Genomic DNA, 23,177 nt, shown 5'->3' on the forward strand with positions numbered 1-23,177 from the left:
AATTGAACATAGTATAAACAATGCGGAGGGGGCAATGCACCCGTTTTAGTCATTTTGACGCCGAAAGCGGGGGAACCGATCCGGGTTTTGTTCGCCGGATGTTTGTTTTTTTAAGGCCTCGCGGTTTATTATGAATAGAGAACCTCCGAAACCGGAACCGACTGATTTTCCACCCACATTACTAATGAAACATGGACTTAATTTTAACGCTTAAAACCATCATTCTGGGCATTGTTGAAGGCCTGACCGAATTCTTGCCGATCTCCAGCACCGGACATTTAATCCTCGTCGGCGACTTGCTGAGTTTTAATGACGACAAGGGCAAGCTATTTGAAGTTGTGATTCAGGTCGGCGCAATCCTGGCGGTGTGCTGGGAATATCGCACGAAAATTTCCACAGTCATTATCGGTCTACCCAGATCGAAACAGGCGCAAAAATTCACCCTTAACCTGATAATTGCCTTCATGCCGCTAGCGATCCTGGGCCTGTTGTTCGGCAAATACATCAAAGCCGTGCTATTCAAGCCTATTCCGGTAGCCCTGGCGTTTATCGTAGGCGCATTCGTGATTATCTGGGCGGAAAAACGGGAACATAAAACCCGCATCTTTGAAGTCGACGACTTAACGCCGCTGGATGCATTAAAACTCGGCGTCGCGCAGGCATTCGCGCTGATTCCCGGAACTTCGAGGTCCGGCTCAACCATCATCGGCGGCTTATTGTTCGGGCTTTCGCGCAAAGCCGCAACCGAATTCTCATTTTTCTTGGCGATTCCGACACTGATTGTCGCCAGCCTCTATGATTTGTATAAACACCGCGATTTATTGGACCTAGCGGCCGACACGCCTTATTTTGCCGCAGGACTGGCCGCCGCATTTCTCAGCGCGCTATTGGCGATCAAGGCGTTATTACGTTACATCAGCCATCATGATTTCATTGTTTTCGCCTGGTACCGCATAGCCTTCGGCTTGATTGTTATTGCCACGTCATACAGCGGCTTAGTGCAATGGACGGTTGATTAGAATACCAGCGAGGAGAGCAACAGCGCGGACATTCGGCCGGGCCTGACTTGTTGCCGACCCTACATGACCGCCTTCATCAGCCGGAAAAACGCCCACCTCGGCATCCCCTTGTTAGACCCGATCTTTAATAGATGGCTCTTGATTTGAAACGCAGACAATATCATTGGTATATTGCGCAACGCGCATTCAACCGGCGCGGCTTGGACGGCAGGGAAATCCGATCTATCAGACCCCGAACCCCCGCGTTTTTGCGGTTAATACGGCAATAGAAAACAGTTATAATCACAAAGATATTTGTTCACAATAAAATAATAATAAGAAATCAGTTATGGCCAAGATACGCACCCATTACGACAATCTGAAAGTTACAAGAGACGCCCCCATCAGTGTGATCAGGGCGGCTTATAAAGCCCTTTGCCAGACTTTTCACCCTGATAAATTCCAAGGCGACAATGAGGAAGCTGAAAGAATCATAAAGCTGGTGAATGCTTCCTATGCGGTATTAATCGATCCCGTTAAACGCAATGCGCATAACGCCTGGATTCGGGAACAGGAAGCTAACGCCGGACGGCAGAGTAAAAGCACGCGGTTTAACGAAACCGAACAGCAGGATGATCAAGAACAAAGCACACCAGACGAATACACACAGCAACCGCCTCCATCAAGCACGGAGGATGCTAACGTTATCTTTGAACGAGCCTATGATTTGCAAGAACGGGGCCGGCATGAGGAAGCGTTATCGCTTTATCGGGACTTGGCGGAACAAGGCCACGCAAAAGCCCAGTTCAAATTAGGCGTTATGTACGAACTGGGTCAAGGCGTAGCGCAAAACTACGTCCAAGCGTTTGACTGGTATCTCAAGGCCGCGGAACAAGGCGAGGCAAATGCTCAATACAATGTCGCCGTTAAATACAAAACCGGTCAAGGGGTAGCGCAGGACGACACCAAGGCGGCCTATTGGTATCGCAAAGCGGCCGAGCAATAGCCGCCGGAGTTCACGTTAACGGCAAGAAACCTCCCGCCTGCATACTCCACAAACGGTAATAAACGCCTTGCCGAGCCAGGAGTTGATCATGCCCGCCATCTTCGACGATACGGCCTTGATCGAACACCAGGATCCTATCCAGATACGCAATCGTCGACAAGCGGTGTGCAATGGCGATCACCGTCTTGCGGCCCATAGCGCGATCCAGGTTTTCCTGAATGGTTTGCTCAGTTAGCGAATCCAGGCTGGACGTAGCCTCATCCAAAATCAAAATCGGCGCATCCTTGAGCATCACCCGCGCAATGGCGATGCGCTGGCGCTGGCCGCCGGATAACTTCACCCCGCGCTCGCCGACCAACGAATCATAACCCTCGGGCATCACCCGGATAAAATCGTCGGCATGCGCCATGCGCGCCGCCGCCTGGATAGCTTCATCGTCGGCCTCCAGGCGGCCATAACCGATATTTTCTTTAAGGCTGCGGTGAAACAAGCTGGGATCTTGCGGGATCAGGCTGACCTGTTCGTGCAGCGAATCCAGCCGGACTTGCTGAATATCCATGCCATCGATCAGAATCCGGCCGCTTTGCGGCTCATAATTGCGCAACATCAGCCCAACGAAAGTCGATTTGCCTGAACCGGAAAAACCGACCAGCCCGACCCGCTGCCCCGGCTCAATGACTACATTGAGGCCGTCGAACACGGGTTGATTCGGCTCATAACCGAAACGCACATTACGAAACTCAATCCGACCTAGGCTGATTTTTAGCGGCTTCGCATCCGGCGCATCGATAATCTCATGGGGCTGAACGATCGTGTCCACGCCATTGGCGACATTGCCCACATATTCGAAAAACTCCAAAAAACGCCGGGTCAGATTGCGCGCATCGCTGATGATCAACAATGCCAGTCCAACACTCATCGTGAAATCGCCGACGCCGATTACGCCGCCGTCCCACAAGGTCAGCGCATAGTAAATCGTGCCGATTTTCAGCGCCGCAGCGGCGATAAACTGGAACCAGCGCACCCGTTCCATATACCAAAAAGTGCGCCGCCCGGCCCGGACTTCCGTTTCCAAAAAACCGTCCAGATACTGCCGTTCAAAATGCAGGCGCGCAAATAACTTGGCATTCAAAATATGGGTCACCGCATCAACAATCTTGCCGTTCACCAAACTGCGCGTCGCCGCGTAACTCTGGGCATAAGGCTGGCAGCGCGTCGCCAACCAATACGAAAGACTCACATAGGCCAATACCCAGCCCGCAACCAGCAGGCCCAAACCTTGATGCACGTTTAATAACAGCGCGATAGAAACCGAAAAAGTGACCAGAATAGGCCAAAAATCGCACAACACCGACCATGTCGTGTGATTGACGCTCATCGCCGTTTCGCTGATACGATGGGCTAAAGCGCCCGCAAAATGGCTGCCGAAATAGCGTGGCGCATGGTATTGCAGATAGGCGTACATCGCTCTGGTCGTGCGCTGGCGCAAGCGCGGCCCCATAATAATCAATACCGCACCGCTGCCCCGGCTAAACAGAATTTCCGCTACATTCAAACCCAGCAATAACAACAGCGGCGCACGCAAAGTTTCCAGCACCGATGCACCCGACAAATGCGCAACACCATCCATGATGGCTTTTATCGCATAAGGCACCAGAATGCTGGATGCCGCCTGCCCGGTTTCCATAAGCAACATTAAAACGATCCAGCCCCGAAAACCGGACAAGCAGTACAAAATGAACTTAACGGTTCCGGTGGGCAAAGAGGGCGCGTCTGCTGCGCGTTGGAAAGATGTGTTTTGGGGCATGGCTCAAGAAATATTCGAGAAAGATATTGCCATTATAAAGGACAGTATTAGATAGCGGCTCAAATCAATGAATCCCGCCACACCGCTTGTTACGGAATACGGCGGCCAATCGTTTCGCTGTCGATATTCGACTCTTCCCGGCTTTGTCCTCCTGAAGCATAAACCAGGGTTGCCGCGGATCGTAGCAAGGTGGCGCGGCTGTCGATTTCGGTATAACGGGCACGCGCCAAATCCTTTTGCGCGGACAGCAGCTCTATCACCGTGGAAAAGCCGTGGGTATAAGATTCTTCTGTCGCGGCATAAGATTCTTCGGCGGCTTTCAACAAGGCTAATGCAAACTCGCGTTTTTCCAATGCGGTTTTGGTGTCGGCATAAGCTTTCCAGATATCGCGCATGATTTCCAGGCGCGATGCCTCAAGTTGGGCCTTCGAAGCCTCTTTCCTGGCCTCGGCTTCATGCACCGCATTGCTGCGTTCAAAGCCGTCGAACAAGGTCCATTCCATCGTCAGCATCGCTGTGCCGACCCCATTACTTGCCGAATAACTCTCATTGCCGGGCGGATTTGTATGCACATTCCCCCAGTATTGATTACCCAGACTGCCGCCCAGGGAAAACTTGGGCAAGAACTCTGCCCTGGCCTTCTTGACTTCCGCTTCGCGTGCCCGCAATTCCGCAAGCCGCGCCATCAGATCGGGATGTTGTTCCAATGCCTGATCGACAATTTTTTCGACCGACTGCACCAGCTTTGCCGGTAACGGCAGCTTGCTTAAATCGATTAGTTGCAGCGCATAAGAAGGCGAAATGCCCAAATTAGCAGTTAAATCCGCATGTGTCTGAGTCACCGAGCTGCGTGCATCTTGCAGGTCATAACTGGCTTTCGCCTGCTCCTGAACCGCCAGCAACAAATCGGGGCGTGTAGCCAGGCCTTTGTCGAGTTTCGCCTGAACCGAAGCTGAATTCGCCTGTGCTGCGTCAAATGTTTGCTGCGCCGCCGTGACCTTGGCCAGGGTAGCCTGATAGGCAAAAAAACTGCTGGCAACCCGATAGGCAATTTCCTGATGCTTGCGGTTGAACGCAAAATTAGCGGCGCGGAGGCGCTGCGCGCCCGCATCGACCAAGGCCTCCCTGCGTCCGAAATCGAACAGCGTCCATGCCAGATCCAGGCTGCCGACAGAGGAGTAACCCGTGCTAACCAACGCGCTTCCGGGGATGGGAAAACTGGTTTTGAAATATTGCCCGAACGCCATAGCCGTCAGCGTCGGATACCAGGCGCTACGATGCCTTTCCAGCCTGGCTGCGGCGGCTTTCGCCTCTTCCCAGCTAACTCTGGTTTCCGGGTTGGCATGCAAGGCAAGATCGACCAGCGCAGGCAGGTCGTAGATTGTCTTGGTATCGATCGGGCTTTCCTCGCGCAGGCGGCCAGACATGGCTATCTGCTCCGCGCCTGTTCCGGCTTCGTAACCGCGCCAATTAACGGCACGATCAACCGGAACCCCAACATAGGGTTCATCAAACTGCACCGCACTCGGCGGCACGCAAGCCGTCAACGCCATCATTGCGGGTATCGCCAATCTGCCGGCACTGCGCGGCAGGCCTAGCAACAATGATAGAACGTTAGCGCACTTACAACGCTGTAACTCTCGCAAACTTAAAAACACCTTAGTTCAATCGTCAGTTTAGTTATATTTTGGAAAGTTAAGTTAATATCCGCTCAACAATATCATTGCTTTAATAAAGCAATGATACCGGGGAATACGCGTATCATTTATATATTATTCATTTATGCACTGTATCATTATCTTTATTGTGTAGAATAAAAAGTTTATACGCTGGAACCCTTGTTCACACAGTCCTCGTCGTCTATAGTCCGCATACCTGTAGACCAGACATTACCTGAAAGAGGACGCCGGCAATTGAGGACTCAAAATAGCAAAATTGGGTGCTCAAATAATTTATTTAATACCTTTAAATTTCATCTAAAGATTGATTTCTTAATGACCCGATTAATACGCTGCCTAAAATAAATCAAATGTTGTTACGAAGATTATTCCAGCTCAATTCCCGGTTCGGGTGCAAATTATGAGATTCATGCCGGGATTGCGGAAAATAGGTCTTCCGGCCGTTTTCAGTGTTCTTTTAACGGCTTGCGACCCGATGTTGAGTATTGAAGGTTCGTTCTGGCCTGCCTGGATTATCTGTATCCTTGCCGGACTGATGGCAAGCATGGTGCTGATGTGGCAATTGGTGCGACACCGGCTGGCGCCGTATCTGGGGCCGCCACTGTTAATTGTGCCTAGCCTGTGGGCCTTATGCACTTTTGCCATCTGGTTGTTATTTTATTCGACGTAAACACGGGCGCCGTCCATCATGGAAAACAACGATCATTCTGTAAATCTTAAACAACGGATCATGCTGGGACGCATCATCGGCACATTAATCGTGCTCGGAGCGTTCTCGACCGGAATGTTGGTCTGGCACATCAACTACCAGCATCCCCGCACCAACGATGCGATGGTGCGGGCCAACATCGTCGGTATCGCGCCCGAAGTGAGCGGTCGCATCGTAGAATTGCACGTCGAAGACAATCAGTACGTCAAACAGGGCGACCTGCTGTATGTGATCGATCCCCGCCCCTACCAGGCCAAACTGGCCCAGGCCAAGGCCGAATTACTGGTGGCGGAAAAAGAGGTCGATTCAAGACGAGCCTCCAGCGGTTCCGCCGAACTGGCCATCGAGCGGCTGGAACACCAACGCGCCGCCGCCGAGGCTGAGGTCAACAGGATTGAGGCTGAGGATGAATATCTGCATAGCTATCTGGAACGCCTTGAGCCATTGGCGGAGAAACAATATGTAACGGCGGACCAGCTCAAGCAGGCCCGATCCAAGTACGCCGCATCCCGCGCCGAGCTGGCGGATGCACGAGCCAAGGAGCTTTCTGCCCGGAGCGCGATAGACGAGGCCAAAAGCGATAGCCGCCGCGCCGTATCGCTGATTGCCCAGGTCGGCAACGTCAATGCCCGCATCGAAGCGGCCAAAGCGGTCGTTGCCGCCGCCGAACTGGATGTCGAATACTGTTCGGTGCGTGCGCCTTTCGACGCCTACGTCACCAACCTGAACACACGCGAAGGCGAATACGCCAAGATCGGGACGCAAATGTTCGCGCTGGTCGATGACCGCCACTGGTATGTCATCGCCAACTTCAAAGAAACCTATCTACAGTCCATCCGCCCCGGTCAGGAAACCGACGTGTTCCTGGTCGGTTATCCGGGAAAGCGCTACCGTGGGGTGGTTACCGGTATCGGCTGGGCCAATTATCCCGATAATACCAAGCAGCAAGGGGTACTGCCGGAGGTTCAGCGCACCCTGAACTGGGTCGTCCTGGCGTCCCGTTTCCCGGTGCGGATCGAAATACACGAACGCGACCCCGAACATCCGTTGCGCATGGGCATGACCGCCTTTGTCACCGTTCTGGATCGCCCCGCCGAAATTCCGGGGCTTTCGCCAACCAATGAGCAAGGAACCAGCAAAGCCCGGATTGCGCAATGAACCGCGGCGACGCTTCGGTTCCTCACAAAAGGCGCAGCAGACTTTGGTTCGGAACCGGCCTGGCGCAATTCCTGAAGGTTGAACTCAAAGATTCTCCAGAACGTCGGGTAGCCGCATTACGCCTGTTCATCGTTTCGCTGATCATTGTCCTGGTCGGCCAAACCCTGCATGTGCCGCCGCTGGGGGCGATTGCGCTGCTGATATGCTTGAGTTACGACGCCTATGCGAATACCGGTCAATCGCTGGCGTTCGGCATGCGCCAGCTGGGCTATATCCTCGTCACCACCTTGATCTCGGCATTTACGCTGATGTTGGCCGGTAACGATGCCTGGTTGTTGCTGCCCCTGTCTTTCATCATACTGGCTGTCGCCCTGTTTCATGCCCGCCTGATCGCCTGGCCTACCGGCATCGCACTCTGGTATTCGGTGGCTGTGCTGTATAGCCCAAGCGCTCCCGACCAAGGCATCTATAACGCCTTGTGGAATATCCCGATCATTGGCGTACTCGCTATCGGCTCATGGACAGCGGTGCATCTGACTATCAAACCGCAAGACCCGCGCAAGCAGCTGAAGGCGAATATCGCGGAACAGCTCACGGCAGTGGAACACATCTTGAGTGCGCGCCTGGCCGACAGCGGCGTGAAAATCCATAAGCGGGCCATCTCGACACTTTCCAGCCCCGGCAGCTTCGGCAAAGTACTGGGCTTGCTGGCAAACGCGGAACTGATACATCCGGCCATGCATAAACGGCATGATACTTATCTTGCCCTGCTGCTTGAAATCGACGGCCTGCGGCAGATGGCAATCTGGCTGGATCAGGTATTGACGGCGGAGTACCGCGCCCAACCGATGAATCAGGAAAAATTAAATGTCTATCTGGCGCTGCAAAGCGCCTGTGCAGCGCTGCGGCAAGGTGTGGAAGAATCGCGCGATGTTTCCGGGCAAATAGACACGCTGCTGGTCGATGACGTGCTGCACAATTATTCGCCGGCAACCAACCCTTCGCTGTTAACAGCCGTTTGGCGCGCGCTGCAACGTATCGCCGGGTTGATGCGCGACTTGCATGATCCCGGAGCTTCGCCTGACATTAAAGCCATCGAGGCCGAAACCGACGATAACGAAACAGCCGGCTGGTTTCCGGCCTGGTTGGGTTATGAATTCTGGGCGACGCATGCCGACAGTCTGCAATTCGGGATTAAATTTTCTCTGGGCGCCATACTCTGCACGCTGATCGTGGAAAGCCTGGGCTGGCCGGATATCAACACCGCCATACCAACCTGCCTGGTCGCGGCGCAAACCAGTCTGGGCGCCGACTACCGGCTGTCGATATTACGCGTGTCGGGCGCTATCCTCGGCGGACTCTGCGCCTACTTTTATGTGCTGGTGTTCCAATCCCAGCTCGACACCATCGCCGGCTTTGCGCTTGCAACAGCCCCGATCTGGGCTCTTGCGGCTTGGATTTCCTCCGGCAGTGAACGCATAGCCTACATGGGCAGGCAGCTCGGGTTTTCGTTCGCAATGTTCGTTTTACACGATTTCGGCCAGGTCACCGATCTTTATCTGCCGCGCGACCGGGTGATCGGCATCTTGCTGGGCATAGCCGTGATGGGAATACTCGACTATGCACTATGGCCGCGACGTTCGGTTGTGCTTGCCCGCCACCATAGCGTAGCGGCACTGCATACACTCGCCAAGTTCACAACCCGGCTGCCGGACCTGAGCCTGATGCTTAAGTCCACCTTGCCGTTGCGCCTATCGACAGAAAAAGATCTGGCTGTCGCCCAGGATTTGGTGGTTCACGCGATACTGGAACCGGATGCAAGATTGCCCCACAAAGTCAACGAAAGAACGGCGCTGAGCGCGGTTATTACAGGGGCCGGCAATTTGTCCGGCTTGTTACAGATCAGGCGGCGCTATCGATTGCTAAGCGGCCAGCAATTCGGCAATTTTCCCGATGAGCTGCAACAACATAGCCGGGCTTTCGACGCGGCGCTGACAAGCGCTCTGGAGAATACCGCGTTAATACTGCAAGGCCGGCAACCGGAGTCCCAGACAGGGGTTGCCGACATCCACGCGCTGCTTAAGCAAAGCTACACCGAACACCACCGCATCGACAGCCTGCCGGCCGACCTGGCAATGGAATGGGAACTGCGGTTCATGTTGGATCAGCAAATCATGGAGCTGACGGAACAACTCCAACAAAAAGCCGCGGATTCTGTTTCATGCCGCTTGAAAAGCGGCTCGCCTATTGACTAACGTTCACGAAAGACGGCTAAAAATTGCGTAACAAAGATATTAATACGCCATTACGCGCTTCACGGCGCGTGGCGGGGCCTATTTGATGCCGGCATTGTTCCAGCACCCAAGCAGCATCCGCATAAAGACGGGAAAGCCCTGATCAAAGAGCGTAAACAAGCCCTGCATCCGCATGCCGGACTTTCCCTGTAAGACCGGCTAACCAATGATGTCATAACCCGACTTTTGCCGACTTCATCGCTGTCGATAGCGCTTTAATTTCTCTGGAGATAATCGAATAAAGTTCCGAGGTCCATTTCGGAAGTTCTTTGGACTCAGCATCCAAAGGGTAGGTCCTCGGATCGTGCGGAGCAATTACGACTTTCACATTTTCGGCTCCCACTTGCGCGGTGAGGACGAAAAGTTCCTCTATCGCCTTATCGCCCATGGCCAGACAACCGATGGAGGCGGCCCTGCCGTGGATGAAAATATCAGAACCCGGATTGGCGCGCCCTTCCTGATAGGCATGTAAGATGTCGAATTCGTTGGGGTAATTTATTTTCATCGACAAGTGATAATGGCTGTTGGGATTCAACGCCTCAATACGGTAAATACCTTCCGGCACCTGCCTGTCGCCTTGGCGCAGTTTGGGGCCGGCCACGCCGCTGGCGGACTGGATATCGTAGTCACGGATGAAACGGAATTCGCCGCTGTCTCTGGCCCATAGTTCCAGTTTCTTTTCCTGTTTCAAGGCGATAAAGGTGACTTCTCTGGGAGGGTAGGAGACCCTAGCCTTGGCAAAGTAGGGAATGAGTTGGCGCGCCGCATATCCGCCGTAAACTTGCAGTATATCCTCTACAGTCCGTTGACCAGGCAACGTGGAAGGCGGAGTATAATAAATTTTCGGTTCGGCCCGGATTTGGGGCTTGACGGTGGGAGTCGTGACGATGAGTGGCTTATGTTCGGAGCAAGCTTCGAGCAATGCCGCCAAGGCCAAGCCGGCAACGATTTTGGTTGTTGATTGCATAATGTGCGCTGGAATCGAAGTGAACACCGGTATAGTTTAGATAAAATCACCAAATATCCGCAAGTTCGGGAGCTTCGCAGCCAAGGCTGGAGCGTATTGGCTATAGCCGTTGAGACGGGATGGCCTCTTGCCGTGGGTATACTGCCGGTGAATGCCAAAACCATCCGATGTGAATTGCAGGCCAGGTTAGTTTATAAGGTTTTCTTCTGACAGAGATAGTTGTTGTAAAATACGAACGATGAAATGGGCATAAAACTAACTGAATACCGGCTTTCTGCCTGGACACCCCGAACGGGATGCCTTAAATAATGAATATACCTAGTTTGGGTACGAGATGACTTTATGAAGATGGCCACTTATTTTGGTGAGGTCAAATTACTTCTCTTCTGGCTGGCCGCGGCGGCCATGGCTTTGGCGGTAGTCGTGCAAACCAAGCCGAACGCAACCTTTGTCAGCCAAGACATGCTGCCTTACGGGTTCTCCATGACGTCCTTTCAAAGCGTCAACGAAGTCGATCCGCGCAAGACCATCACCTTGGAGGCGGTGGGCTTGGGCGCCCGTTTGTCCAAGGTCGAGCTACTCGACGACACCGGAAAAGTCCTGTTTGAGGCGAAGGACAAAACCCGTCTCTCTCTGCCCTCTCCCCTGGCCTTCGGGACTCGCCATACGATTAAGGTAACGGCGGAGCGATCTTGGTCCAGACAGTCCGAAACCCACGAATTTAACTTCACAACGGTCGCCGTGCCGAAGTTGGATGGACCCTTGCTTAGAATGTTGGAACCAGACGCATCAATAACCCTGCATTTCGACCGACCAGTGACCGAAGTCACGGCTTCGGCCGACATAACATTGAGTGCCGAACCCGATGCTACCGGACAGAACATCCGTTTACTGGCCGGCGATTATGCGCAAGACCACAGCTATGCGATCCAGTTGAACTATAAATCCACCACCGGCGTCCCTCTGCCGCCGCTAAACCTTGAATTGACGACCGCCCCTCCGCTTACCACCGCAACTAATGTCCGGGGATTGACCAATTTAGGCTTAATTTTGCCATTGCAAGTGACCTTTAGCGAACCGTTGGCCGATCGGCCCAATACCGCGGCCAATCTTCAGGTGAGAACCCGCGATGGCAAAGCTATCCCTGGAAAATGGAGTTGGATTGGGCAGCACCAACTTAAATTCACCCCCAATCCGGCATGGCCTGCCTCAAGCACTATAGAAGTCAGCGCCGACAGGCAGAACTTAAGAAGCGTGCGAGGCGGTGCGCTGCAGCAAGCCCTGATCGAGCAATTCGACACCGGCACGGACCGGCGGCTTTTCGTTTACCTGGACAACCAGCGTGTGGACGCCGTGGAAAATGGCGCAGTGGTCCGTACCTTCAAGGTCAGCACGGGCAAAAGCAAAACCCCCACGGTGACGGGTTCTTTTTACATCTATGACCGCTACCTCCACAAGACCATGCGTAGCGATGTCGGCCGGGGACAGCGTGGTTTCTATGAAGTGGAAGATGTCCCGTATACGCAGTTCTTCCATAAAGACTACGCCTTCCACGGCGCGTTTTGGCACAATAGTTTTGGCCGTCCCGCCAGCCATGGCTGCGTCAACATGGCCACCAAAGTGCAAAACAAGCGATGGCCGAATGTTTCCGAGGATGCCGGATGGCTTTATCATTGGGCCGCTCTGGGCCTGCCGGTAACGGTAATGCAGAAGGCGCCCGAGCCTATGTTGGCGAGCCATGTACCGCCCCAAGAAAGCAAAAGCGGGAATAAGGAGAGGCGTGCCGAAACACCCGAGACGACCGCCAGGCAAGAGCTTTCCGGTAGAGGGGGCGTGCAGGCGGGCAGTCGTATCTAATTACAGAGAATGGGACTTCCAGCATGAGCCGAATTGCTTCTTAAAAAATATTACTGAAAGAGTTCCGAGGCTCTAAGCGGTCACTAATCCCTAAAACCGAGCCGGATATTATTGAACAACGAAGATCTAAATCGGATAACACGCCAACCCGCATAAGAAACAGCTTCCGAACACCAGCCATTCAAAGTTAATCTTCAATGAATGGCCGGTTCTGGCCGCAAGCGGGCGCCCATTAATTGGAGCTATAAGCCCAACCCACCAGGTGTTTAGCCGACTTTCACCAGGCTTGCGGCATAATCTTCCGGCGGCTCAAAGCCCAACAGCGTGATACACGTCGCCGCCAGATTCGCAATGCCGGCCTCCGGCACATCAGCCAAACGGGCGTTGGCCGCCCCCGACGGATCGTACACAATCCCAGGTACCGGATTCAACGAATGAGCCGTCTTCGGTTTACACCGCCCCTGCTCATCCAGCACCAGCGCGCCGGTCTTTTTATCGAGTTCGCACATGTCGTCCGCATTGCCGTGATCGGCCGTGCAAACCATAATTCCATTGGCCTTTTTCAGTGCCTCCATAATCCTGCCGACATTTTCATCCACGGCTTCGACAGCCAATTTTACCGCGTTAACTACGCCTGTATGCCCGACCATGTCGCCATTCGGAAAATTCAGGCGAATAAACTTATATTCCCCGCTCTCAATCGCCTGAACCACCACATCGGTAATTTCATCCGCTTTCATCCGCGGCGCATCCTCGAACGGGCATACATCGGACGGAATTTCCTTCCAGGTCTCAGTCGGGAACTTGCCCGAATTATTGCCGTTGAAAAAATAGGTCATGTGACCGTATTTTTGCGTCTCCGAAATAGCCAGCTGTTTGACTCCCGCATTGGAGAGATACTCGCTCATCGTGCGGTCAATCGCAGGCGGCGTCACCAGATACCGCGCCGGCACCCCGAGGTCGCCGTCATATTGCATCATGCCCGCATACAGCACGTCCGGTTTCGGACCGCGATCGAATTCCTTCAATTCATCCGCTTCAAAGGCTTTGGTAATTTCCAACGACCGGTCGCCGCGGAAGTTAAAGAAAATAACGCTGTCGCCATCCACAATCGGGCCCACAGGCGCGCGGTCGCGTTCAATGACAAACGCGGGTAAATCCTGGTCCAAAATGCCCGGATTTTCAGCACGGAAAGTTTCCACCGCTTCTTTCATGGAAGCAAAGGTCCGGCCCTCCGCTTTCACATGTGTCGCCCAGCCGCGCTTCACCATATCCCAATTGGCGTCATAACGATCCATGGTGATATTCATGCGCCCGCCGCCCGATGCGACGCAATAATCGACCGTGCCGTCCGCATTGATTTCTTTCAGGAAGGCGTCGAAGCGCTCGACATAGTCCAATGCCGACGTCGGCGGCACATCGCGCCCGTCAATCAACGCATGGATCCGCGCCTTCTTCACACCCTGTTCCTTCGCCTTTCGCAACATCGATTCCAAATGATTCAGGTTGGAATGTACATTGCCATCCGAAAACAGCCCGATAAAGTGCAACGTCGACGCTTTGTGATTTACATTGGAAACGAGCTCCTGCCAAACCGAACCGTCGGCATACATAGCACCCGAGGCAATCGCCTTGCCGACCAAAGCCGCGCCCTGTTCAAAAATACGGCCGCAGCCGATCGCATTATGGCCGACTTCGGAATTACCCATATCCCCGTCGTCCGGCAGTCCCACGGCAACGCCATGCGCCCGCAACTCCGTGTACAAGGCATTCTCATGCAGCCAAGTCAGATTCGGAGTCTTCGCCTGTTTCACAAAATCGCTTTCCGGATTTTTACCAATCCCGATCCCATCCATAATCACCAACACCACCGGACCTTCCGAACCGGCAAAATTCTTACTCTTTTTCAGCTCAATCATTTCAAACTCCAACTTACAGGTGATTAATATAAAACAATAAACGGCTTTTAATATTCCCTACCCGGAATGGCAAAAATCATTATCATGAGAATATTGGCGGAATATTTAACGATTTCAAACAAAATAGGGCATTTACTTTGGATACTGGAAAACTGCTTTATTCAAAAAAGGCCTATTTTACCTGATACAAAAAAAATATTGGCTTAGTCATTGCCCTGAATCCGCCAGGACTGCTAGGGAAACTGGAGACATAAAAAAAGCCCTACATTTTCATGCAAGGCTTTCTCTTATTTGGCTCCCCCGGACGGGCTCGAACCGCCGACCTAATGATTAACAGTCATCCGCTCTACCGACTGAGCTACAGGGGAATAAACTTTATCTCAGTATGGCGCGCCCGGAGAGATTCGAACTCCCGACCGCACGGTTCGTAGCCGTGTACTCTATCCAGCTGAGCTACGGGCGCCTTACTGAGACGCGTATTATGCTGATTACTCGCCCCACTGTCAACTCTAAATTGATCATTGTTTGAAGTATTAGCATGTGGAGGTTGCTTTCAAGGGTATTAGCTTTACCTTTCAATTACAGAAAATCCTGATATAACAATAAAGTTAAAAACAACATGACTGCAAAAGAGAATTTTTCCTATGGCTAATAAACGTCTATAAATGAATAATACCGCTATTTGTCAAAATTTCTCAGCACCCGCACATGAGCCTACGCTACCAAATTAACATACGAATTTTGATCTCTACCCTGTGTATTCTGATGCTGGGCAGCTCGATAGCCATCTGGCAGGCTCGCGATGCGGTGAATAAAGAAGTCGATTCATCAATCAATTTGGCCGTACAACTGATAACCTTCGGTTTTTCCCAAGCCTCGCAAACGCCGTTTAATGAGACCGAATGGCTGCCGAAATTCAATTCGCTGAACCAAACCCGGCATTTAAGCATTCAACTCAAAGAGCCTTCCGGGCGAATCATCAGTTTTGCTCATAAAAGCCGGCCAACCAATAATGACGAAAAGCCGCCGCAGTGGTTTATCAATCTGGTTGCAACCGATTATCCTCAAGTTGAGCATCAAATCACCAGCTTCAACGGCGAACAAATCACCCTGATTATTCAGGCCAACCCGCTGGATGAAATCACCGAAGTCTGGCAAGAAAGCATTGCCTTTTTCAGCTCTCTGTTTCTGCTGACGCTATTTACCTTTTTGGCCGTCAATCTGGCTTTCAATAAAGCGCTTAAGTCCATCGCCGTCATCGTTGACGCGCTCAAGGTCATTGAGACCGGACAGTACAGCCAAAAACTGCCGGACTTTTCCATCCAGGAATATGACAGTATCGCCAAAGCCATCAATCACATGACCGGCGAGCTGAGTGCAAGCCAGCAAGAAAACCGGGCATTAACCCAGCATACCCTGGAAATACAGGAAGACGAACGGCAACGACTGTCGCAGGAATTGCATGACGAACTGGGCCAATCGCTGACCGCGATTAAAGTGATGGCTGTGACTGCCGGGCGCGCCCAAGCCGGATCTGCCGGCATCAAACAAACCACTGACAGTATTGTCTCTATCTGCGATCATTTAATGACTGTAGTACGCTCCATGATGCATCAACTGCACCCCTTGATCTTGACAGAACTGGGACTGAAAGCCACTATGGAAGACCTGTTAAACCACTGGGCGATTAGAAATCCCGAGTTAAAACTCACTATCGCCTGCCCTGACGAAGTCGATCATCTGGAGCAAAAAATCACCATTCAAATATTCAGGGTCGTGCAGGAATGCTTAACCAACATTGTTCGTCACGCACAAGCCAAGCAGGCCGCCATCAGCCTGAAAATCGATCACCAAGCCAAAACCGGAGCGGAGCTACGGCTACAAGTCATCGACGACGGACATGGCTGTGCAGCCGACACGATAAAAACCGGTTTTGGCTTGTTGGGCATGAAGGAAAGAATCAACAGTTTGGGCGGGGAATTGACCATCCACTCTCAACCGCAATCAGGCACGAGCATCATCGCAACCATCCCGTTATCATGAAAGACAAGATAAAAGTCATCCTGGTCGACGACCATGCCGTAGTCCGCGCCGGTTTTCGGATGCTGTTATCGACAGAGGACGACATTGAAGTCATCGCCGAAGCCGAGCGCGGCGAGGCCGCCTGCCAGCTGTATCTGGAACAACAGCCGGATGTCATGGTGTTGGACTTGTCCATGCCCGGCATCGGCGGACTGGAGAGTATACGCCGTATCTGCAACCGTCACAGTAACGCCAAAATACTGGTGTTTAGCGTTCACGATGAAATGGTTTATGTGGACAGGGCCATGAATGCCGGCGCCAAAGGCTATATCACCAAAAACAGCGCCCCCGGAATACTGGTAGAGGCGATACAGAAAATAGCCGCCGGCGAGATTTATATCGAACAGGGCTTGATGAAAAACGCGCCTCTGCACAATAGCGACGCAGATGATTATCAGACCATTGTCGATAGCCTGTCCGCCAGGGAGTTCGACGTATTCCTGCTGCTGGCGAAAGGCCTGACCGCCCATAAAATCGCCGACGAACTTTGCCTTGGCTATAAAACCGTCGCCAATTACGGTACGCAAATAAGAAGCAAGCTTAACGTATCAACCGCCGCCGAGCTGGCTCATATAGCAATGATTCTGGGAGTCATGAAGAATTGAACCGGGTTAATGCCAGCCGCCGTATTGGGTGGTAGGATCGCCGCGCCAGCCGGTTGTGGTTTTGTTGGCGTCGGGAACATGCGCCGCAGATTCCGCCGCGCGGATCATATTGGCGTGGGTATAACCGCCCATCGTTTTGGCGGCGGCTGCAATCGCAGTCGTTAATGGATTAATCTCATATTTCGTAATCGAGTCATGAACGACTGCGGCGACTAATTTTTCCGCGCCCGACTCGGAAGAAAACGTCAACAGAATCGGCAAAATCGTATTAACCGGAACTTCCACACTGTAATGGCCGTTATCCACAGCCGCATGGGCGATAATACGGCCGTTTTCATCGCTTACCTCCACCGTGCCTGTTTTAACCACGCCCTTGTCATTGCTGACCGTACCTTCCAACAGAGTCGCTTTCGCATATTTTTTGACTACGGACGAACCCGTCTTTTCCGTTTTCCGCCCCTGATCGCAAGCCGAGACCAAACCCGCCAAGACCACCGGCAGTAGTATAAATAAGATCGTGCGCTTCATGATACCTCCCAATAACTCATTCGTGTTGTTCCTGCGAAGTATACTGGATTATGGCGCTCAAGCTAGCCTTGATAAAATAAGCATCCTGGTAAAACGCCCGCATAGCCTTAGTCAAACGCGCAGAATCAGGACCCCGCTTTAATGCGGACGCCTGATTCTTATAGATTTAAACGGCAGCCAAGTCCTTAACTGAAAACCGGCGACCGGGACCGGTGCTTAGGACCCATTGACGCCGGATCTTTGAGTCAACCGGTTGTTGCTGAAAATAGCGACTCGCCGCTATTGGTATCGATAGTTTTCCCCTTGATCGACTGGTAGTAGTTAGACAGCTCCGTATAAAAACAGTCATCCACAGAGTCGACCGAAAATAACGGATAAGTCGCTTCATACCATGCTGCATGCAGCTCTTTTTGGATAAAATTGAGTAGGTTCATTTTTATTCTCCTAGAGAAAGCCATATAGAAAACATATCTTTTCCGTTTAAATGGCGTTGGGTTTTCAAATACAAATTAGAACTTATCGACATAACAAAGGCATGAACGTCTGTTTAAGGTTTCATGACAACATAGGGTTCTTCTGATTCGAGCCGGTTTGCATCCTCAAGCTGCTGGATTTCATAAGGCCGCGATTCAATTTCCAGGAACCTCCGTAGTATTTAAAGCGAATATTGTGCCAAAAGAACCGGCAAGAATAACATTCAAATTTATCTAAAAATTACAATTAGTTATAAACATTACCATGAAATTAAACGTGTGCGATTGCTTACATTTGGCTGACACGTGCAATTCGTTTTTGTGCGCATGTTCGTTAACTTGCACCAACAAGACTCTTTTTACTAATCCCCTCAGCCTTGGAAAAAACACGGCGAAGTTACGTTAATGCGTTTCTTGAATTGTGATACGGCTATTTACGCACAGTGCAAAGGCTCCTGAATCGTATCGCTTACCTCGGAGCAAAGTTTAAACAGGGCTCAACATTCAATAAAACGATAATATTAGATAAAAATATCTAATATAAAGATGCTACATACCCTTATCGTTCTTGCTTCTTTGAAGCAGGCCGGCTGATGACCGATATTCCCAGGTCTAATCCTGTTTGCAGCAATTTGCAGTCTTTCCTTAAAATTCTTCCCAGACATCGGCATCCGTGGTTAACAGCGGCGTTTTACGGCTTGTCGCGACGGGAGCCGGATGAGCGATAAGCCGGTAAGAACTGCTGAAGCTATGATCCACTTTAAAGCTGCTCACTGTTTCCACCAGGTTTTGCGCCTGCTCATCCAGCGATTCCGCTGCCGCCGCGGCTTGTTCCACCAAGGCGGCGTTTTGCTGGGTTACGTCGTCCATTTGGGCGATAGCCTGATTGACCTGTTCGATGCCGGAACCTTGTTCCGCGGAGGCTGCGGTAATTTCGGCCATCATGTCTGTAACGCCGCTGATAGATGCAACGATTTCTTTCATGGTTGTTCCCGCCTGGGTAACCAGCTTGCTGCCGTCTGAAACCTTGTCTACCGAATCGTGAATCAAGTCTTTAATTTCTCCGGCGGCGGTCGCGGCGCGTTGCGCAAGATTGCGCACCTCCACCGCCACAACGGCAAAGCCCCTGCCCTGTTCGCCGGCACGAGCCGCTTCTACCGCGGCATTGAGGGCGAGTATATTGGTCTGGAACGCAATGTCGTCGATGACCGAAATAATATCCCCGATTTTGTGCGACGATTCATTGATGTCATTCATCGTCACAACGACTCGATCAACCACTTCAACGCCTTTTCCCGCGATATCGGATGCATCGACGGCAAGCCGGTTGGCATGCTGGGCGTTTTGCGCATTATGTCGAACGGCGGAAGTCAATTCTTCCATGCTGGCGGCGGTTTGCTCCAGACTGGCGGCTTGCTGTTCGGTGCGGTGCGACAAATCGTTATTGCCTGAAGCGATTTCTTTGGCCCCGGTGTTAATGCCGTCAGCCGCGTCCTTGATTTGGCTGATAATGTCTTTGAGTTTTTCTACTGTGGTGTTGGCGTCATCCTTAAGTTGCCCGAAAGTCCCCGAATAATCGCTGGTGATAGTTTCAGTCAAGTCGCCGCGGGACAGCGCCCCCAATACTCGCGCGATTTCGTTGAGTCCGGCTTCGCTGGTCTGCATCAGACGGTTAATATCTTCGCCCAAATGGAGGAAAAAGCCTTCCTTGCCTTCCAGATCGAAGCGCTGACTGAAGTCACCGCTCGCTGCGGCTCCGACAATCGCGGCGACGTCATTTTCCGCCATGATCTCGTCGGTGCGGTCATGCCATTCAGCCACCGTACCCAGCCTCTGGCCTTGCTCATTGATGACCGGGTTGGCTATCACGACCATTGAACGGCCGCCCATCATTATTTCGGCCTCATAGGTTCCGGCTAAGGAACCGAGCATTTTTGCCTGACTGGACGGATCGTTATGGAAATCATCGATATTGGCGCCGACCAGCTTATCGATAGAAAATTTTGAAGCCTGCCGGTCAGTTCCCGTTTCGGATTTATCGAGAATTTCGATTACCGACTTATTGACATAAATGATGTTGCGGTCATTATCGGCAATCATGACCCCGGTGCTGACGCTGTCCAACGCAATCTTGACCCGCAGGGTTTCGTCGGCCGCTTTACGCTCCGCCGTAATGCGGTCCAACAATTGCTGCTGCATGTGCTTCATTGCATATAACAAACTGCTGCTGTCTTTCTGATTAAGCTGAATATCCCGAGTTAAGTTACCTTCGGCGATTTCCAAAGCAATTCCTTTGGCAAAATAAGGATCTATGCCCAGCCGCTTGTCCAGATAATGCGTTAGGTAGAAAGCAATGCCCAACCCCAGGCCGATACCGGCCAAAGATATGACCAGCATGATCGTGGACGCATGCCGGGTTGATTCGGTGATCGCATGGGCGTTGTTTTTTGCGTCGTTTACACCCTGGTTTTTAATTCTGTTCAGCTGCGTTCGTAAGTTTTTCGCCAATTTATTGAAATCTTTCATGACCAAATTGCCGGCATCGGTTCCCTCGGTAGCGTAAACCGTACTCATACGCTTGCCTTCACTGTAATACCAGTCGAAGGCGGCCTCAAGAGCCGCCAATTCTTTCATTTTTGCTTCGATTGAGGCGACGTTATTCAGAGTTGTAGCCTGGACGCTTACATCAGCCGCCGGTTTCGCTGTTTTTGCCGGGTTTTCTCCGGCCAGACGCTCACGGAACTGGGCGATACCCTGCTTAAAGTCTTCGGCCGCCCTCTCCGCATCCCGGTATCCATCGGGATCCTGGTTAATTGAAATCTGCGTGAACAGTTGTTGTACCTGTACGGTATAAATCGCCATTCGTTCAGCCAGCAACGCATTGGGCAGAAAAACCTCATCGACTCTCGCCACGTCGCGCTGAGTCTGCGAGAAATTAAACAAACCTACCGCAACAATGATGGCCATCAAACCGATGATGGCAAGAAAACCGAATAAGATGCGAACTTTAAAACTGATATGACCAGACATTTTAAGATCCTTTTTTAAATATTATTACCTGCTCCCACACCTTGATGCGGGACTTAAGCGTTTTCAGGGTTAACCGACAACATGTAGTTTTACGACGGGGTTATGCGCAAAGGATTCAGGGTTTTCCGGCGTTTTTGGCGCTATGCGATGATTGATAAAGTAACTGTTGCCATCAATTTTTTTGGCCTGTTTTTTCGCTTCGGACGCCAGATCGGCTATATCGACATGGGATTGGCACTGAGCGGTTGACATAGAGTCGACTAAGCCGACTGAGAGGCTTATCAACGGGAAAAAACAGCTTTCTCCGGCCCTGTTTTCAGCGTGAATTCCGCCCGCTCTGACATCGGCATCGGTATAGTAAGCAGGAACCGTGTTTTCAAATGACTCCAGAATATTTTCACAACGCGTTAACCAGTCATGCCCCATGAAAATGACAATAAAATCATCTCCGCCGATGTGTCCGACCATACCGCTCTCTGCGGGTATGTATCGAGTCAGCGTGTCGGCAACCGCCTTAATGATGTTATCGCCTGCGCTGTAGCCGTAAACGTCGTTAAACGGCTTGAAGTGATCAAGATCGAAATAGCCGAAACTGAACGGAATGTTGGCGGCCAGTAATTGGTCGATCTGCTCATTGATCGGTACGCTGCCCGGCAACAGGGTCAGCGGATTAGCGTGTCTGGCATTGCGGATCTGCTGACGGGTAATTTCTTCAAGCAGTTTCAGTATCGTTCCTACGCCAATGTATTTCCCGTCACTGCTGATAATAAAAGCCTGATCGTTGCGCATTGAGTCGGTCAGTTGTTTACTGACCGACTCAATCGGCGTGTTTTGGTCGAAACTTAACGGCGTTTTTTCTATGAATGTTTTTATCGGTTTTTTGCCGTACAACTCTATGCCATAGCGGCTGGAAAACAATTTGAATAGAAAGTGGTCGCGAAAAATAATGCCGGCCGCCACATTGTCATCAACCAAGGGTAAGATCGTTAAGTCGCTCTCGTTATGAAACAAACTCATCACTTCGCTGATGGCCGTTTCCGCTGAAACCGGCCTTATGTATTGGGCGATATGAGAGGCTTTAGTCGCGTTAAGCTGACTGGGTTGGGTGCTGACAACAAATAACGATTCATCGACTTTTTCCAATGGAATCGCCGTGGGTCTGGCAAAATAATAGCCTTGGGCATGTGTAATGCCGAGTTGTTCCACCGCTTTAAATTCCTCTTCCGTTTCGATGCCTTCGGCTATCACATTGCAATTCAAAGAACTGGCGATGTTTTGAATAGATCGAACAAAATTAAGCTTGACCGGGTCGTTATTGATACCTTGAATAAAATGCATATCTATCTTTACATATTCAGGTTGTAACTCCGACCAGAGCCTTAATCCCGAGTAGCCGGCGCCCAGATCGTCAATGGCTATTTCAAAACCCATTTTCCTGTAATGGGTGACCGCTTCGCGCATTAATTGAAAATCATCAGTCGGCTGATGCTCTGTCAACTCAATAACCACAAAGCGGGGATCGACGCCGAATTGATCCAGAAACTTAAGTGTTTCTCCTTTTTTGAAATCCGGTTGCAGCAGAACGGAAGGACTTACATTAATAAACAGCTTCTCTTTAATATTTAAAGCGGCGTAGCGCTTTATAGTCAGCTCGCGGCAGATGTATTCGAGTTTTATGCTGCAATCAAAACGTTCAGCCGTATCAAACAAATTAAACGGACTGTGCAGCGGGCTATCGGAGGGGCCGCGAATCAACGCTTCGTAACCCATTATTTTCTTTTGGGATAAAGAAACAATAGGCTGGAAATGGGGGGTTAATTGCTTACCGTCGAGAATTTTGGTGAGTTCGTTATGCAATATTGACATGTGCTATTCTGACTGTTCGGATAGGTATTGCTCCAGAATATGACATATTCATTACAGGAATATGACGGCCCGCAAAATGCCAATCTTGACTTAAATAACTGCCTGACGCCGTATACACTCCGGCTCTGCGCCTGAATCGGAACATGATGCGATGCGCCGGCGGACTGACGAAAAGCGCCCTGCTTAAAACTTTTCTTTG

At 51.5% G+C, this 23,177-nt stretch carries 17 protein-coding genes and 2 tRNA genes; 9 read left to right on the plus strand and 10 right to left on the minus strand.

The genetic code is table 11. The features are described from left to right. Positions 1–191: 191 nt before the first annotated feature. Positions 192–1,019: an undecaprenyl-diphosphate phosphatase gene (locus tag V3O24_RS17480; RefSeq protein ID WP_331308192.1), complete on the plus strand. Its 828-nt coding sequence runs from the start codon at positions 192–194 to the stop codon at positions 1,017–1,019. A 328-nt stretch (positions 1,020–1,347) separates the two neighbouring features. Then, positions 1,348–2,004, plus strand: a complete 657-nt coding sequence (locus V3O24_RS17485) for a J domain-containing protein (RefSeq protein ID WP_331308193.1) — start codon at positions 1,348–1,350, stop codon at positions 2,002–2,004. A 10-nt stretch (positions 2,005–2,014) separates the two neighbouring features. On the opposite strand, the gene V3O24_RS17490 is transcribed toward V3O24_RS17485, so the two are convergent. Next, positions 2,015–3,700: an ABC transporter ATP-binding protein gene (locus V3O24_RS17490; RefSeq protein ID WP_331308194.1), complete on the minus strand. Its 1,686-nt coding sequence runs from the start codon at positions 3,698–3,700 to the stop codon at positions 2,015–2,017. Positions 3,701–3,740: 40 nt separating this feature from the next. On the opposite strand from V3O24_RS17490, the gene V3O24_RS17495 reads away from it, so the two are divergent. Beyond that, positions 3,741–3,866, plus strand: a complete 126-nt coding sequence (locus V3O24_RS17495; RefSeq protein ID WP_331308195.1) for a hypothetical protein — start codon at positions 3,741–3,743, stop codon at positions 3,864–3,866. 34 nt (positions 3,867–3,900) lie between these two features. Here V3O24_RS17495 and V3O24_RS17500 read toward each other — a convergent pair whose 3' ends face one another. Then, complete coding sequence (locus tag V3O24_RS17500; RefSeq protein WP_331308196.1) at positions 3,901–5,415, minus strand: TolC family protein; 1,515 nt, start codon at positions 5,413–5,415, stop codon at positions 3,901–3,903. 475 nt (positions 5,416–5,890) lie between these two features. Between V3O24_RS17500 and V3O24_RS17505 the strand changes: the two genes are divergently transcribed. Genes V3O24_RS17505 through V3O24_RS17515 form a run of 3 tightly spaced genes read left to right on the plus strand, consistent with a single transcriptional unit; the run spans position 5,891 to position 9,612 of the window. Next, a complete protein-coding gene (locus V3O24_RS17505; protein ID WP_331308197.1) occupies positions 5,891–6,160 on the plus strand; it encodes a YtcA family lipoprotein in 270 nt (89 codons plus the stop codon). An 18-nt stretch (positions 6,161–6,178) separates the two neighbouring features. Then, the gene (locus V3O24_RS17510; RefSeq protein ID WP_331308198.1) at positions 6,179–7,357 is read left to right on the plus strand and encodes a biotin/lipoyl-binding protein; all 1,179 of its coding nucleotides are present in this window, start codon (positions 6,179–6,181) and stop codon (positions 7,355–7,357) included. Further along, the gene (locus tag V3O24_RS17515) at positions 7,354–9,612 is read left to right on the plus strand and encodes an FUSC family protein (protein WP_331308199.1); all 2,259 of its coding nucleotides are present in this window, start codon (positions 7,354–7,356) and stop codon (positions 9,610–9,612) included. Before V3O24_RS17510 ends, V3O24_RS17515 begins: the two co-directional genes overlap by 4 nt. A 211-nt stretch (positions 9,613–9,823) precedes the next feature. Here V3O24_RS17515 and V3O24_RS17520 read toward each other — a convergent pair whose 3' ends face one another. After that, positions 9,824–10,618: a L,D-transpeptidase family protein gene (locus tag V3O24_RS17520; RefSeq protein ID WP_104422568.1), complete on the minus strand. Its 795-nt coding sequence runs from the start codon at positions 10,616–10,618 to the stop codon at positions 9,824–9,826. Positions 10,619–10,960: 342 nt separating this feature from the next. Here V3O24_RS17520 and V3O24_RS17525 point away from each other — a divergent pair, with 342 nt between their 5' ends. Beyond that, positions 10,961–12,475, plus strand: coding sequence for a L,D-transpeptidase (locus V3O24_RS17525; RefSeq protein ID WP_331308200.1), 1,515 nt, complete (start codon positions 10,961–10,963; stop codon positions 12,473–12,475). Positions 12,476–12,741: 266 nt separating this feature from the next. Here V3O24_RS17525 and gpmI read toward each other — a convergent pair whose 3' ends face one another. The 3 genes from gpmI to V3O24_RS17540 form a co-directional block, all read right to left on the minus strand. Then, positions 12,742–14,394 (minus strand): 2,3-bisphosphoglycerate-independent phosphoglycerate mutase, encoded by a 1,653-nt coding sequence (gene gpmI / locus V3O24_RS17530; protein ID WP_331308201.1) that lies wholly within the window; start codon positions 14,392–14,394, stop codon positions 12,742–12,744. Positions 14,395–14,686: 292 nt separating this feature from the next. Then, positions 14,687–14,762, minus strand: a tRNA-Asn gene (locus tag V3O24_RS17535). A gap of 18 nt (positions 14,763–14,780) precedes the next feature. Beyond that, positions 14,781–14,857 (minus strand) — tRNA-Arg (locus V3O24_RS17540). Positions 14,858–15,102: 245 nt separating this feature from the next. Here V3O24_RS17540 and V3O24_RS17545 point away from each other — a divergent pair. Together V3O24_RS17545 and V3O24_RS17550 are read left to right on the plus strand one after the other, a co-directional pair. Further along, positions 15,103–16,437 carry an ATP-binding protein gene (locus tag V3O24_RS17545; RefSeq protein ID WP_104422565.1) on the plus strand — a complete coding sequence of 445 codons (1,335 nt, stop codon included), beginning with the start codon at positions 15,103–15,105 and terminating at the stop codon, positions 16,435–16,437. Continuing rightward, positions 16,434–17,081 carry a response regulator transcription factor gene (locus V3O24_RS17550; protein WP_104422564.1) on the plus strand — a complete coding sequence of 216 codons (648 nt, stop codon included), beginning with the start codon at positions 16,434–16,436 and terminating at the stop codon, positions 17,079–17,081. The genes V3O24_RS17545 and V3O24_RS17550 overlap by 4 nt, the downstream gene beginning before the upstream one ends. Positions 17,082–17,087: 6 nt before the next feature. Here V3O24_RS17550 and V3O24_RS17555 read toward each other — a convergent pair whose 3' ends face one another. From V3O24_RS17555 to V3O24_RS17570, 4 genes are all read right to left on the minus strand, one after another. Further along, positions 17,088–17,609, minus strand: coding sequence for a hypothetical protein (locus V3O24_RS17555; RefSeq protein ID WP_104422563.1), 522 nt, complete (start codon positions 17,607–17,609; stop codon positions 17,088–17,090). A 245-nt stretch (positions 17,610–17,854) separates the two neighbouring features. Continuing rightward, positions 17,855–18,043, minus strand: a complete 189-nt coding sequence (locus V3O24_RS17560; RefSeq protein ID WP_104422562.1) for a hypothetical protein — start codon at positions 18,041–18,043, stop codon at positions 17,855–17,857. A 684-nt stretch (positions 18,044–18,727) separates the two neighbouring features. Continuing rightward, positions 18,728–21,112 carry a methyl-accepting chemotaxis protein gene (locus V3O24_RS17565; RefSeq protein ID WP_331308202.1) on the minus strand — a complete coding sequence of 795 codons (2,385 nt, stop codon included), beginning with the start codon at positions 21,110–21,112 and terminating at the stop codon, positions 18,728–18,730. 69 nt (positions 21,113–21,181) lie between these two features. Next, positions 21,182–22,978, minus strand: coding sequence for a bifunctional diguanylate cyclase/phosphodiesterase (locus V3O24_RS17570; protein WP_104422560.1), 1,797 nt, complete (start codon positions 22,976–22,978; stop codon positions 21,182–21,184). Between the last annotated feature and the right edge of the window lie 199 nt (positions 22,979–23,177).

The organism is Methylobacter sp. Wu8, assembly GCF_036440755.1.
Taxonomy (GTDB): Bacteria; Pseudomonadota; Gammaproteobacteria; order Methylococcales; family Methylomonadaceae; genus Methylobacter_A; species Methylobacter_A tundripaludum_A.